Source organism: Streptomyces sp. NPDC051136 (assembly GCF_044455745.1).
Taxonomy (GTDB): domain Bacteria; phylum Actinomycetota; class Actinomycetes; order Streptomycetales; family Streptomycetaceae; genus Streptomyces.
In genome coordinates this window covers 586,065-599,582 of record NZ_JBITFE010000001.1, presented here as the reverse complement: position 1 = coordinate 599,582, position 13,518 = coordinate 586,065, and the positions used below count along the sequence as shown (strand labels likewise).

The following is a 13,518-nucleotide window of genomic DNA, read 5'->3' as shown; positions in this document are numbered from 1 at the left end:
GCGTCCCCGCGACGGGAGGGCTCCGATCCGTGGCCGCGGGCGGGGCCCTTCCCGCTGTCCGCTCCCGGGCGGCGCCGCTCCCCCGCACGCCCGCCCCCGGTGGCGCGCCGCACCCGTGCCGGTGACGCTGGGACGGCACCCGTGAGAAGGAGCCGTTCCCATGCGCAAGACCTCCTGCACCGTGATCGCGGCCCTCGCCGTGTGGATGCTGTGCGCCGCCGGGGCGGATGCGGCGGTGCTCCGCGCCCCCGGGCTCCCGGGCGAGGTGACGGCGGCCGAGTGCATCCAGGGCGGCGGACTGATCATCGTCTCGGCGGACGGGGAGGGAACCGGCTCGTTCACGAAACTCTGCCGGGGCGGCATCCACGACGGGCAGACCATCACCTGAGCCCGGCCCCCTCCTTTCCCATGCCTTGACTCCCGAACGCTGGGTACGCGGTCACGGCCCCACCACGGCAGTCGGTACTCGAACACGATCGGGCGCGAGCAGCGGCCCGCCCAGAAACGGAGAAAGGCCGATGAGCGAGGCCAATCCCCTCAAGCGAGCAGTCCACAAGGTGACGGAGGGTCTGCACGGCGAGGCCGGCGGACCGCCGGACGGGATCCCCGGCCGGCCCGGCCCCGAGTCGCCTTCCGTCGCCGAACCCACCGAGCCCCGCGAGCCGCTGCCCCCGAAGCCGGACCAGAGCGGTCCGGACACGGTGTCACCGACCGGTCAGCCCACGGGAGCCGACCAGGCGCGGGTGGCGCAGTCCGGCGCCTACCTGACGGACGCTCAGGGGACGCGGCTGTACGACACCGACCACTCGCTGAAGGCGGGGCCGCGCGGTCCCGTCCTGCTGCAGGACCATCACCTGCGCGAGAAGATCATGCACTTCGACCACGAGCGCATCCCGGAGCGCGTGGTGCACGCCCGGGGCGCCGGCGCGCACGGAGTGTTCCAGAGCTACGGCACGGCCGCGTCGGTGACCAAGGCCGGGTTCCTGGCCGCCGACGTGGAGACGCCGGTGTTCACGCGGTTCTCCACGGTGGTCGGCTCGCGCGGGTCGGCGGACACCGTCCGCGACACGCGCGGATTCGCGACTAAGTTCTACACCAGCGAGGGCGTCTTCGACCTGGTCGGCAACAACATCCCGGTCTTCTTCATCCAGGACGCCATCAAGTTCCCGGACGTGGTGCACGCCGCGAAGCCGCACCCGGACCGGGAGATCCCGCAGGCGCAGAGCGCCCACGACACCTTCTGGGACTTCGTCTCGCTGCACACCGAGGCGACCCACCACACCCTCTTCTTCATGGGCGACCGGGGCATCCCGCGCTCCTACCGGATGATGGAGGGCTTCGGCGTCCACACCTTCCGGCTGGTGAACGCGGAGGGCGCCACGACGCTGGTGAAGTTCCACTGGAAGCCGAAGCTGGGCGTGCACTCGCTGGTCTGGGACGAGGCGCAGATCATCAACGGCGTCGACCCCGACTTCCACCGCCGGGACCTGGCGGACGCGATCGAGGCGGGCGCGTACCCGCAGTGGGAACTGGGCATCCAGACGTTCCCCGACAACCCGGAGCAGACCTTCGAGGGCATCGACCTGCTCGACCCGACCAACATCGTGCCCGAGGAACTGGCGCCGGTGCAGCCGGTCGGGCTGCTGACGCTGAACCGCAACCCGTCCAACTTCTTCGCCGAGACCGAGCAGGTCGCGTTCCACGTCGGGCACCTGGTGCCGGGTATCGACGTCACCGACGACCCGCTGCTCGCGGGGCGGCTGTTCTCGTACCTGGACACGCAGATCACGCGTCTGGGCGGCCCCAACTTCCCGCAGCTGCCGATCAACCGGCCGCAGGCGCCGGTCAACGACATGCTGCGCGACGGCATGCACCAGACGGCCGTGCACCGGGGCGTGGCGCCCTACCGGCCCAACTCCCTCGACGGCGGCTGCCCCTTCACCGCGGGCGCGGACATGAGCGCCTTCGTCGAGGCGCCCGTGCGGGTGCCGGAGTCGAAGAAGGTGCGGGAGGCTCCTGAGTCGTTCGCGGACCACTTCAGCCAGCCGCGCCGGTTCTGGCTCAGCATGAGCCCGGTGGAGCGCGAGCACATCATCGGCGCCTACACCTTCGAGTTGGGCAAGTGCTACGAGCAGGCCATCCGGGAACGGACGCTCCAGGTCCTGGCCAACATCGACCCCGAGCTGTGCGCGGGCGTCGCCGAGGGCCTCGGCCTGCCCGCCCCGGGGCCGACGGTGCCCCTGGCCGACGTCGAGCCCAGCCCGGCGCTGTCCCAGGTGGGCGGTGTCTGGCCGCTGGACGGCAGGGTCGTCGGCATCGTGACCGGCGGGGCCGACCTGGAGGGCGTGGGCGCGGTACGGGAGGCGGTGCTGAACGCCGGGATGGTGCCGCTGATCGTGGCGCCGACCGGCGGGACCCTCGGCTCCGGCGACGCCGCGCTGACCGTGCAGCGCAGCTATGTCACCGCGCGGTCCGTCGAGTTCGACGCCGTACTGGTCGCGGGGACGCCCGACATGGGCGGTGACGCCTACACTCCGCGGGACTACAAGGCGGGCCCGGCGCCCGCGGGGCCGGGGGCGGTCGACCCGCGGGTGAGCCTGCTGCTGTCGGAGGCGTTCCGGCACGGCAAGGCGATCGGCGTCTGGGCGGGCGGCACGCCGGCGCTGGAGGCCTCGGGTGTGCCCACCGACGCTCCGGGTGTGATCGTCGCCGACTCCGGCACCGCCGCCCTGGAGCAGGTGACGGAGCTGATGGGCTCGCACCGCGTGTGGGAACGCTTCACCACGCCGCGGGGCTGATCCACCGGGCCGCGGGGCCGGACGCCAGTACGGGCGTCCGGCCCCGCGGTGTGTTCAGCACAGGACGCGCAGCGCGCCGGGCAGCACCCTGGCCGTGACGGGCACGACGGCCTCGACCTCGCCGTCCGCGCCGTAGGGGATCGCCCGGTCCGCCTCGATGCGGACCTCCCGGCCGCGCAGGACGCGCACTTGGGGACGGCGGACGTGGGCGCCCGTCGCCAGTTCGTTCATCAGGGCGAAGAACAGCCGGCGCGGCGCCCGGTGGATCATCACCACGTCCAGCAGGCCGTCGTCCACGCGCGCGGAGGGGGCTATGAGGCGGTTGAAGCCGTAGTAGCCGGAGTTGGCGGCCACCACCGTGTAGCCGGTGAAGGCGTGCTCCTCGCCGTCGACCGTGACCCGGTAGCGCGTGGCGCGCCAGCCCGCGACGGCCCGGACCGCCCCGGCGTAGTAGGAGGCGGCTCCCCGCAGCAGGCGCGTGGTGTTGGCGTGCCGGTTGGCGAGTGCGTCCACACCGGCGTAGACGCTGCCGAGGACGACGGTGCGGTCGTGGACGGCGGAGGTGACCTCGACGGTGTCGACCGGGCGGGGCTCGCCGTGCAGCAGTACCTCGGCCAGCGGGGCCGGTTCGGTGGGCAGCCCCAGCGCCCGGGCGAAGTCGTTGCCGCGCCCGGCCGGGACGAGCCCGAGCACGGCGTCGGTGCCGCTGAGGGCGCCGCCGATGCCGCCCGCCATGCCGTCGCCGCCGACGGCGAGCACCACCCGGCCCCGCTCCCCCGCCTCCCGGGCGAGTGCGCGGGCGTGCGCGAGGCTGTGGCTGTACTCGGTCTCCAGCGCGGCCCCCGCCTGCCGCAGCAGCCGGGCCACCCCGAGCAGTGCGGCGGCCGAGGTGGCGCCGCCCGCGGTGGGGTTGACGACGGCGGTGAACTGTCGCATCGATGTGCCTCCGGGCTGACGGGTGGTGCCGGACTGTTGTCTCACGGGGGTGGGGGCGCCGGGCGGGCGGGGTCAGTCCGCGGGCAGCAGGACGCCCGGGCTGAGCAGCCCGGCGGGGTCCAGGCTCCGCTTGACGGCGCGCAGGGCCTCGACGCCGAGGGGGCCGGCCTCCCGTACGTACCAGTCGCGGTGGTCGGTGCCCACCGCGTGGTGGTGGGTGATGGTGCCGGCGGCGGCGAGGATCGCGTCGTTGGCGGCGTGCTTGGCCCGGGTCCAGTGCGCCACGGCGTCCTCGCCCTGGGCGGAGACGACCGTGAAGTACAGGGAGGCGCCGTTCTCGTAGACGTGCGAGATGTGGCACATGACCAGGGGCGGGGTGCCGGCCCCGGTGAGCGTGCCGGTGAGCGCCTCGCGGACGGCGGCGTACAGGGCGGGGAGGTGCGACCAGCGGGCGGCCGTCTCCAGGGTCTCGGCGAGGGCTCCGGTGTCGAGCAGGGCGTCGCGCAGGTACGGCGCCGAGTAGCGGCCGTGGGCCCAGCGCTCACCCGGTTCCTCGCCCGCGAAGGTGCCGCCGCTCTCGCGCAGGACGGCGGCGGCCCCTTCGCGGCGGTACGCGGTGTCCTCCTCGGTGCCCTCGAAGCCCACGACGGCGAGGCATCCGGCGTCCTGCTGCTGGAGGGAGGCGCCGATGGCGTCGGGCTGGGCGAGGCCGATCAGCGTCTCGGTCTCGTCGGACAGGCGCAGCACGGTGGGGCGGGGGCCGTCCTGGGCGAGCCGGCGCAGCGCGGCGGCGCCCTCGTCGAAGGAGCCGAAGCGCCAGCCCTCGTAGCGGCGGACCTCCGGTACCGGCCGGATGCGCACGGTGACGGAGGTGATGACGCCGAAGGCGCCCTCCGAGCCGAGGACGAGCTGGCGCAGGTCGGGTCCGGCGGCCGAGCGCGGGGCGCGGCCCGTGTCGAGGGTGCCCGCGGGGGTGGCGAGGGTGAGGCCGAGGACCATCTCGTCGAAGCGGCCGTACCCGGCGGAGGCCTGTCCGCTGGAGCGGGTCGCGGCGAAGCCGCCGATGGTGGCCCACTCGTAGGACTGGGGGAAGTGGCCGAGGGTGTAGCCGTGTTCGGCGAGCAGTGCCTCCGCCTGTGGAGCGCGCAGGCCGGGCTGGAGGGTGGCGGTGCGGGAGACCTCGTCGAGGTCGAGCAGGCGGTTCATGCGGCGCAGGTCGAGGGCGACGAACGTCCCGTCGCGCTCGGGGGCGAGGCCGCCGACGACGGAGGTGCCGCCGCCGAACGGCACGAGGGCCAGCCCGTGTTCCGCGCAGGCCGCCATGACGGCCAGCACCTCGTCGTGGCCGTCCGGCAGGACGACGGCGGCGGGGGTGTCGGCGGTGTCACCGGTACGCATCCGCAGCAGGTCCGGGGTGGACTTGCCGCGGGTGTGCCGGATGCGGCTCTCCGCGTCCGTGCGCACGTCCCCGGCACGGTCCCCGACGGCGGCCTCCAGCGCGCGGCGGGCCTGCGCGTCCAGCGGCGAGTCGGGCACGTCGATCCCCGCCAGCGGGAGGGCGGCGGTCTCGCGGGGCTTGACGCCGAGCAGCTCGCGCAGCAGTCCGGTCACCGTGTCGGGCAGCGACGTCGCCCTGGCCGGGTCGCCCCAGCCGTTCCACAGCATGTCCATGGCCTGTCGTCCTCACGGTCGCTTCGAGGGATGCCGTACGCACCGCCCCACTGGGCGTTACACTGTTACACATGACGCCTAAACGTCACAACCATGCGAGCAGGCAGAACCCCTCGGACAACGACACGGTGCTGGACGCCGTGCGCGACTGCGTGATGGCGGTCGGGGTGCGGCGCACCACGATGACCGACGTCGCCCGCCGCGCCGGCGTCTCCCGGATGACGCTGTACCGGCGGTGGCCGGACGTCCGGTCCCTGGTCGGCGACCTGATGACCCGGGAGTGGATCGCGGTGGCGACCGGCGCGATGCCCGCTCCCGCGCAGGGCACCGGCACCCGCTCGCGCATCGTCGAGGGGCTGGTGGCCGGGGTGGAGGCGTTCCGCGCCCACCCCCTCTTCCGCAAGATCGTCGACGTCGACCCGGAGCTGCTCCTGCCCTACGTCCTGGACCGGCGCGGAGCCAGCCAGGAGGCCCTGCTGGGGCTGCTGGCCGACGCGCTGGCGGAGGGCCACGCCGACGGGTCGGTCCGCCGGGTGCACACCGGGCGCCAGGCCCGGTCGGTGCTGCTGGTCGTGCAGTCCTTCGCCCTGTCGCTGCGGACCATGACCGAAGAGGAGGACGCCGACCTGTCCCCCGCCGCCCTCCTCGCCGAGTTGCGCACCGTCCTGGAGAGGACCCTCACGCCATGAGCCCCACCAGCAGCCCCGCCGCCGGGGCCTCCCTGTCCGCCGCCCGGCGCTCGCGCGAGCTGACCGGCACCGTCGGCGGCCCGGTCGTGGACGTCCTGGTCGTCGGTCTCGGCGCGACCGGCGCCGGCGCCGCCCTGGACGCCGCCGCCCGGGGTCTGAGCGTGGCCGCCGTGGACGCCCACGACCTGGCCTTCGGTACCTCCCGCTGGAGCTCGAAGCTCATCCACGGCGGCCTGCGCTATCTCGCCTCCGCCCAGCTCGACGTGGCCCACGAGAGCGCGGTGGAGCGCGGTGTGCTGATGGAGCGCACCGCGCCCCACCTGGTGCGGGCACAGCCGTTCGTGCTGCCGCTCACCCCCTTGGTCTCCCGCGCCCAGGGCGCACTGGCGTGGGCGGGGTTCCGGGCCGGGGACACCCTGCGGCTCGCGGCGCGCACCGCGCGGGCCACACTGCCCGCGCCGCGGCGCCTGTCCGCCGTCGAGACCCGGCACCTCGCCCCGGCACTGCGCGCGGACCGGCTGCGCGGCGGCCTGCTCTCCTGGGACGGCCGGCTCACCGACGACGCCCGGCTGGTGACCGCCCTCGCCCGGACCGCGGCGCACCGCGGCGCGCGGATCCTGACCCGGGTCCGGGCGCTGGAGCTGACCGGGTCGGGTGCCCGGGTGCGCGACGAGCTGACCGGCGAGGAGGGGCTGATCCGGGCCCGGGCGGTGGTCAACGCCTCCGGGGTGTGGGCCGGCGGGCTCGTGGACGGCATCCGGGTCCGCCCCTCCCGCGGCACCCACCTCGTCCTGCGCTCCGAGCACCTCGGTCCGCTCCCGGCCGGTCTGCACGTACCGGTCCCCGGGGAGACCAACCGCTTCGTCCTCGTCCTGCCCCAGGGCGACGGCCGCGTCTACGTCGGCCTCACCGACGAGCCGGTGGACGGGGACGTCCCGGACGTGCCGGAGGTGCCCGAGACCGACATCGGCTTCCTGCTGGACGTGCTCGGCTCGGTGCTGGACGTGCCGGTCCGCCGCGAGGACGTGGTGGGCGCCTTCGCGGGACTGCGCCCGCTGCTCGACACCACTCCGGCGGACCGGCCCGGCGCCGCCCCCCGCACGGCCGACGTCTCGCGCCGGCACGCCGTGCTCACTTCCTCCGAGGGTGTGATCACGGTGGTCGGCGGCAAGCTCACCACGTACCGGCGCATGGCCGAGGACGCCGTGGACGCCGCCGTCGCCGCCCGCGGTCTGGCCGCCGGACCGTCCCCGACCGCCGCGCTGCCCCTGGTCGGCGCCGCCGCCCCGCCCGCCCTGTCGGCGCTGCGGGCACCGCGCCGCCTGATCCGCCTCTACGGCACCGAGGCCCCGGCCGTCCAGGCACTCGCCACCCGGGATCCCCGCCTCGCCGAACGCGTCCTGCCCGGCCACCCGGTCACCGGCGCCGAACTGGTCTGGGCGCTGCGCCACGAGGGCGCCCTCGACGAGGCCGACCTGCTCGACCGCCGCACCCGCATCGGCCTGGTCCCCGAGGACCGGGCGGCGGCCCTGAGCGCCGTACGCGCCCTCGTCGGTGAGCACGGTGACACCGCTGGGGCCGGCGGGAACGCGGCGGCCCCCGGCTCCGCCGCGGCGGGACACGGCTGAAGCCGGCCGCCGGATCCGGCCCGCACCGGACCCGCCCGGCTCGCGGGCTGGGGCGTCGAGCCGGGCGGGTCGGGCCGGGCGGAGCCGGCCGGTGCGGCGGGCGCCCGGAGGGGCGGGCGCCCGCCCGGTCAGGAGCGGTCGTCCTCCTGGACGGCCCTGCGGAGTCTCGCCTCGATCTTGTGCCGGGACTGACCTCCCTCCTTGACGTACTCGGTCATCGCGGTCCGCGCGTCCCGGTCCAGGTCGCGCCAGGCCCGCACGGCCGTCTCGTAGGTCTCCGACTGCCGCGGGGTCCACTGATGCTGCGTGGGCGGCCCGTACGAGTCGCGCAGCTCCTCGACCCGGTGCTGTGCCAGGTCCGCCGCGCGGCGCTTGTGCACGAGCTCCTCGAATGTGTGTGCCACCACATCTCGACGGTAGTCAGCGGAGCGCCTTCGCGCGCGTCGAGCCCGCCGCGGCCGGGTCCGGCCGTTCCACTCCGGTCCGCCCAAGTGGTCCACTCGGACCCCGAAGACCCTTACCATCGACCCACCGACGACGGCCGGCCTGCATGCGGCCCACACGAGAGGCGAGATCAGCGTGGCGGAGACCGAGGGAGCGGCAGTACCGGAGCGGCTGCTGATCACCCGTACCACCGCCGGCGGCGGCGTGAGCCTCGTGATCCTCGCCGGAGAGGTCGACCTCGACGGCAGCGCCCCGCTGCGCGAGGTCCTGCTGGCCTCGGTGGAGTCGGCACCGGGCACGGTGGTGGACTTCGGCGAGGTGGGGTTCCTGGACTCCAGCGGCATCAACGTGCTCATCTCCGCACACCGGGCCGCCGAGGAGCGAGGCGTCTGGTTCCGGCTCGCCGCCCCGCGCGACGCCGTCGAACGCGTGCTGCGGCTGGTGGGCGTGGACACGCTCATCCCCTGCTACCCGAGTGTGGAGCAGGCCCTGGCCGCCTGAGTATCAGGTGAGCGGCAGGCGCGCGGAGACCGTCTTACCCGTCGCGTTCGGCTTGGTGATGACCTCGCCGCACAGCCGCGTCACGATCTCCAGGCCGTGCCGGCCGATCCGCAGGGGATCACGGGGCAGGAAGGTGGGAAAGGCGTTTCCGGTGTCCGACACCGCGATCTCCACGGCGTCACCCACCAGGGTCAGCTCCAGTCGGCAGGGGCCGGGCGCGTGCCGCACCGCGTTGGTCACCAGCTCGCTCGCCACCAGACGGGCGGCGTCCGGGAAGGTGTCCGCCAGGTCGACGTCCCGCTCGGCGAGTCGCGCGACGAAGCCGTGCACGACGTCCCTGGCGGCGGGGATCATCGCCGATCCGCCTCTGAACTCCACCACCGAGGACACGAGGGAGGAGGAGCCCGCGGTGTCGGGTCCGTGCGCCGGGGTCATACCGAGCCTCACCGTCCGGTCCGGGGCCGAGTGGAGGGAGCGAAGGTTCCCCGGCTCTCACGATACGCACCAGGGCGCTCTCCACGATCCCTTTGCCCCAACTTCCGCCGGACGCCCCGGCTTTTGAGCGGGCCGGCGCACACTGTGCCGCCACGTCCGGCGCCGCCCCGCCCCCGGGAGGAGGCGGGACGGCGCCGGACGCGGCCGAAGGGCGCGGCGGGTCAGGAGGCGGTGCACCCGCCGACCGTCGGAGCGGCGTCGCTGCCGTTCTTCGCCACGGTGAACCCGAAGCTGGTCGACGCGCCGGCCGCCAGGGTGCCGTTCCAACTCGGGCGCACCGTCAGGACGTTGCCGCTCCGGGTGGGCGTGCCGTTCCACAGGGAGGAGACGGTCTGCTGCGCGGGCAGGGTGACCGTCGCGGTCCAGGAGCTGATCGGCTCACCGCCCGCGGTGATGGTGACCTGACCGTTGTAGCCGCTGTTCCAGTCGGCGGTCCTGGTGTACGTGGCGGTGCAGCTCTCGGTGCCGTCACCCGGCTCGCCGGGGTCGTCCGGGTCGCCCGGGTCTCCGGAGCCGCCGAGGGCCGCCAGGACGGCGTCGTAGGCCGGCTTCTCGGTGTAGTTGCCGTCGAAGAGCAGCGGGGTGCCGCTGCTGCGCCACGAGTACTTGTCGGTGATGCCCCACACCGTGAGGCCGGTGCAGCGGGACACCGCGAGGCAGGCCTCGACGACCTTGGTGTAGTCGGCGGCCTGCGCCGAGCCGGAGCCCTCGATGTCCAGCTCCGTGATCTGCACGTCGACGCCGAGGTCGGCGAAGCGCTGGAGGTTCTGCCGGTAGTCGGAGGGGACCGGCGAGTTGGGGTTGAAGTGGGACTGGAAGCCGACGCAGTCGATGGGCACGCCGCGGGACTTGAAGTCCTTGACCATGGCGTAGACGGCATTGCTCTTCGCGTTGACGCCGTCGGTGTTGTAGTCGTTGTAGCAGAGCTTGGCGGCCGGGTCGGCGGCGCGGGCGGTGCGGAACGCCTCCTCGATGAAGCCGTTGCCCAGCTTGTCCTGGAAGGGCGAGCTGCGCCGGGCGCCGCTGCCGCCGTCCTGGAACGCCTCGTTGACGACGTCCCAGCTGTGGATCTCTCCCTTGTAGTGGCCCATCAGGCCGTTGATGTGGTTGTTCATCGCGGTGCGCAGGTCGGAGGCGCCCAGCGAGCCCACCCAGGAGGGCAGTTGGGAGTGCCAGACGAGGGTGTGTCCCCGCACGTCCATGCCCTGGCTCTGCGCGTGGTCCACGATCCGGTCGGCGGAGGTGAAGGTGAAGGTGCCGCGGCTGGGCTCGGTGGCGTCCCACTTCATCTCGTTCTCGGGCGTCACCGAGCTGAACTCGCGGTCGAGCGTGGCGGCGTAGTCGGCCTCGCCCAGGTGGCTCGCCGCGACGGCGGTTCCGAAGTAGCGGCCCTGGCCGGCCGCCGCGGAGCCGAGCGTGTCGGCGGCCTCGGCCGAGTGGGCCGCGGCCGTCAGCGCGGCCGCGGCCACGAGACCGGCGGTGGCCGCCCTCGACAGACGTCTCATCATGCGCATGTCATCCCGTTCCTCGAATCGGTGTGCGGGGGCCGTTCGGAAGGGCGGAAGTCGCCGAACTCGACCCGGGAGAGTCGAAAGTTTCGATGCGATTTCCGAATGTCGCGGAGGAGATTACGGACTCCCGTCCGCGAGGTCAACGCCCTCGTCGCGGTCACCTCCCGGTCACCCGTGCGCACCGACCGCGTGCGCGCCCCGCGGGTCGTGGCGCATTCTTGCTGTGTCACCCGCGCGGCGGCGCACGGACGAGGTGGGGCCGATGAGTACGGGCGCCGGGAAGACCGGGAACACCGAGAACGCCGACCGGATGCCCGGACGGCTGACGGCGCTGCTGATCGACGCCTCCACCCGGGCGATCGGCGCGGCCGGCGGCCATGTGGGCGGTGTGTACCTGCGCTCCCCCACCCCCGGCCTGCTGCGGCTGGCCGTCCTCGCCGGGCTGCCGGGACCGCTGTTCCGCCCCTGGTGGCGGCTGCACGCCGACAGTCCCTTCCCGGTCGCCGACGCCTACCGGCTGGGCGTGCGCGTGGTGCTGCCCAACGCCCCCGAGACGATGCGCCGGTATCCCCAGTTCGCGGCCGGTCTGCCGTTTCCCTTCGGGTCCCTGTACGTGCCCGTCGCCACGGCCGGCCGGACCTACGGCGTCCTGACGGTCCTGCGTCCCCCCGCCCCCGACGCCGCCGACGTGCTGGAGGGCGCGGACGCGATGGCCGGCCTGGCGCAGGACCTGGGCGCGGCACTGGAGCGGCTGGAGGCCGACCGGCACGCGCCACCGGTCTCCTGGGAGGGCGAGCCCCTGTGCGTACGGCCGCCCGCCTCGCGGCGGCTGCCGCAGCGCGCCGGAAGTTTCGGCTGGGATCCGGACTCCGGCGCACTCACTCCGGACGAGCCGCTGTGCGCCCTGCTGGGTGTCGCGGCCGAAGCGGCCGGGACCCCGGTCACGCTCGGGACGCTCACCGACGGCCTGGTCCCCGGCGACGGCCACCGGCTCGCCGCGGCGCTGCGGGACACCGCCGCCGGGCGGCCGCCCGGACTGCCCCTGCACGTGCGGACCAGGGACGGCGCGCCGCGCCTGGTGGAGCTGTGGCGGCCGCGGCCGGCGCCACCCGTCGGCGGGCCGGTGCGGGGGACCGTGCGCGACCTCTTCGCCGGCACCGTGGCCGACGCCGCGGCGGATCTGCTGCCGGAGGGTGTCCTGTGCGTGGACCGGCTCGGCACCGTCGTCTACGCGAACCCCCGCGCCGCCGGCTTGCTGGGCGGGACGCGGGCGGCGCTGCTCGGCCGTTCGCTGTGGGAGGCGGTGCCCTGGCTGGACCAGGCCGCCTACGAGGACCACCTGCGCGGTGCGCTGCTCTCCCCCGAACCCGTCCGCTTCCATGTCCGGCGACCGCCCGACACCGGCCACCGCACGGCGCCGCGGCCCTACGAGGGTGACTGGCTCGCCGTCAGCGTGTATCCCGGGCCCGACTTCATGACGGCCACGCTCCGCCCGGCCAACCGGGTGGCCGACGCCTCCGCCGGCCTCACGCCCGAGCACGGCGCGCCCGAGGCGGACCCCGCGGCCGACCCGGGTGATCCCGCGCCGCCGGTCGCCTCCACGGCTCCGGAGTACCGCCCCATCGTCCTGGCCGTGGCCCTGACCGAGGCGGTCACCGCCCGCCAGGTGTCCGCCGTGGTCGTACGGGAGCTGCTGTCGGCGTTCGGCGGCCGCCGCCTCGCCATCTACCTGCTCCAGGACCGCCATCTGCACCTGGCCTGGGAGACGGGCTTCCCGCCCGGCTTCCTCGCCCCCTTCGAAGGGGTGCCGCTGGATGCCCGGCTGCCCGGCGTGGAGACGCTGACCAGTGGCAGGCCGCTCTTCTTCGACACGATGCAGGCGCTCGCCGCCGCGTACCCGGGCATCCCGCTGGACGCCACGGAGGGCGCCCGCGCCTTCCTGCCGCTGATCGCGTCCGGGCGCCCGGTCGGCTCCTGCATCCTCGGCTTCGAACGGGCCCGGGGCTTCAGCGCCGAGGAGCGCTCGGTGCTCACCGCCCTCGCCGGGCTCATCGCCCACGCCATGGAGAAGGCCCGGCGCTACGAGTCCGAGACCGCGCTCGCCCGGGGGCTGCAGGAGGTGCTGCTGCCCCGGCGGCTGCCCGCGCACCCGCTGCTGGAGACCGCGGGCCGCTATCTGCCCGGTACCCAGGGCATGGAGGTGGGCGGCGACTGGTACGACGTGGTGGCCTCCGGGGACGGCATGGCGCTGGTCATCGGGGACGTGCAGGGCCACGGTGTGCAGGCCGCGGCCACCATGGGGCAACTGCGCAGCGCCGTGCGCGCCTTCGCCCTCGGCGACCGTCCGCCCGACGAGGTCCTGAGCGGGGTCGACCACCTGCTGGCCGATCTGGACCCGGGCCTGTTCGCGAGCTGCTGCTACATCCGGCTGGACCCGGCCACCGGACGCGCCCGCGCCGCCCGCGCGGGGCATCCGCCGCCGTTGCTGCGCCACCCGGACGGACGCACCGGGACCCTCGACCTGCCCGGCGGGATGGTGCTCGGGGTGGACCCGGGCGCGCCCTACCCGCTGACCGAGTTCGAGATGGAGCCCGGTGCCGTCCTCGCCCTCTACACGGACGGTCTCGTGGAGCGGCCCGGCGCCGACATCGACGACGGGATCGCCGCTCTGGGCCGTGCCCTCGCCCGGGCCGGGGCGCCCGCCGCACGGCCGGGGAACCGTTCGCTCGCGGGCGTCGCGGACCGCATCGTGGTGACCGCCCGGCACACCACGGACCGCCCCGACGACATCGCCCTGCTGCTCGCCACCCGCCGGGCCGGGCCCGGGAGCACCGGGTGAGGCCGG

General features: G+C 74.7%; 11 protein-coding genes. 6 read left to right on the top strand and 5 right to left on the bottom strand.

Features of this window, described 5'->3' with window-relative positions; genetic code table 11:
- Positions 1 to 160: 160 nt before the first annotated feature.
- Together ACIBCJ_RS02590 and catB are read left to right on the top strand one after the other, a co-directional pair.
- Entirely contained in the window at positions 161 to 388 is a 228-nt protein-coding gene (locus ACIBCJ_RS02590) for a hypothetical protein (protein ID WP_362092430.1), read from the top strand.
- 130 nt (positions 389 to 518) lie between these two features.
- Positions 519 to 2,798 (top strand): catalase CatB, encoded by a 2,280-nt coding sequence (gene catB, locus ACIBCJ_RS02585; protein ID WP_362092427.1) that lies wholly within the window; start codon positions 519 to 521, stop codon positions 2,796 to 2,798.
- 54 nt (positions 2,799 to 2,852) lie between these two features.
- On the opposite strand, the gene ACIBCJ_RS02580 is transcribed toward catB, so the two are convergent.
- Both ACIBCJ_RS02580 and ACIBCJ_RS02575 read right to left on the bottom strand, forming a co-directional pair.
- Complete coding sequence (locus ACIBCJ_RS02580; protein WP_365978716.1) at positions 2,853 to 3,734, bottom strand: YegS/Rv2252/BmrU family lipid kinase; 882 nt, start codon at positions 3,732 to 3,734, stop codon at positions 2,853 to 2,855.
- A 72-nt stretch (positions 3,735 to 3,806) separates the two neighbouring features.
- Entirely contained in the window at positions 3,807 to 5,405 is a 1,599-nt protein-coding gene (locus ACIBCJ_RS02575; protein WP_365978717.1) for an FAD-binding oxidoreductase, read from the bottom strand.
- A gap of 71 nt (positions 5,406 to 5,476) precedes the next feature.
- Between ACIBCJ_RS02575 and ACIBCJ_RS02570 the strand changes: the two genes are divergently transcribed.
- Positions 5,477 to 6,094 carry a TetR/AcrR family transcriptional regulator gene (locus ACIBCJ_RS02570; protein WP_365978718.1) on the top strand — a complete coding sequence of 206 codons (618 nt, stop codon included), beginning with the start codon at positions 5,477 to 5,479 and terminating at the stop codon, positions 6,092 to 6,094.
- Entirely contained in the window at positions 6,091 to 7,722 is a 1,632-nt protein-coding gene (locus ACIBCJ_RS02565; RefSeq protein WP_362503542.1) for a glycerol-3-phosphate dehydrogenase/oxidase, read from the top strand. Before ACIBCJ_RS02570 ends, ACIBCJ_RS02565 begins: the two co-directional genes overlap by 4 nt.
- 128 nt (positions 7,723 to 7,850) lie before the next feature.
- On the opposite strand, the gene ACIBCJ_RS02560 is transcribed toward ACIBCJ_RS02565, so the two are convergent.
- A complete protein-coding gene (locus tag ACIBCJ_RS02560) occupies positions 7,851 to 8,126 on the bottom strand; it encodes a hypothetical protein (protein WP_362092596.1) in 276 nt (91 codons plus the stop codon).
- A 175-nt stretch (positions 8,127 to 8,301) separates the two neighbouring features.
- On the opposite strand from ACIBCJ_RS02560, the gene ACIBCJ_RS02555 reads away from it, so the two are divergent.
- Entirely contained in the window at positions 8,302 to 8,667 is a 366-nt protein-coding gene (locus tag ACIBCJ_RS02555) for an STAS domain-containing protein (RefSeq protein ID WP_362092413.1), read from the top strand.
- Between the two features lie 3 nt (positions 8,668 to 8,670).
- Here the strand turns inward: ACIBCJ_RS02555 and ACIBCJ_RS02550 are convergent, their stop codons facing one another.
- Together ACIBCJ_RS02550 and ACIBCJ_RS02545 are read right to left on the bottom strand one after the other, a co-directional pair.
- On the bottom strand, positions 8,671 to 9,102 hold the full coding sequence (locus ACIBCJ_RS02550) for an ATP-binding protein (protein WP_365978719.1): 432 nt from the start codon (positions 9,100 to 9,102) through the stop codon (positions 8,671 to 8,673).
- Between the two features lie 221 nt (positions 9,103 to 9,323).
- The gene (locus ACIBCJ_RS02545) at positions 9,324 to 10,676 is read right to left on the bottom strand and encodes an endo-1,4-beta-xylanase (protein WP_365978720.1); all 1,353 of its coding nucleotides are present in this window, start codon (positions 10,674 to 10,676) and stop codon (positions 9,324 to 9,326) included.
- Between the two features lie 259 nt (positions 10,677 to 10,935).
- Here ACIBCJ_RS02545 and ACIBCJ_RS02540 point away from each other — a divergent pair, with 259 nt between their 5' ends.
- The gene (locus ACIBCJ_RS02540; RefSeq protein ID WP_365978721.1) at positions 10,936 to 13,512 is read left to right on the top strand and encodes a SpoIIE family protein phosphatase; all 2,577 of its coding nucleotides are present in this window, start codon (positions 10,936 to 10,938) and stop codon (positions 13,510 to 13,512) included.
- Positions 13,513 to 13,518 lie beyond the last annotated feature (6 nt).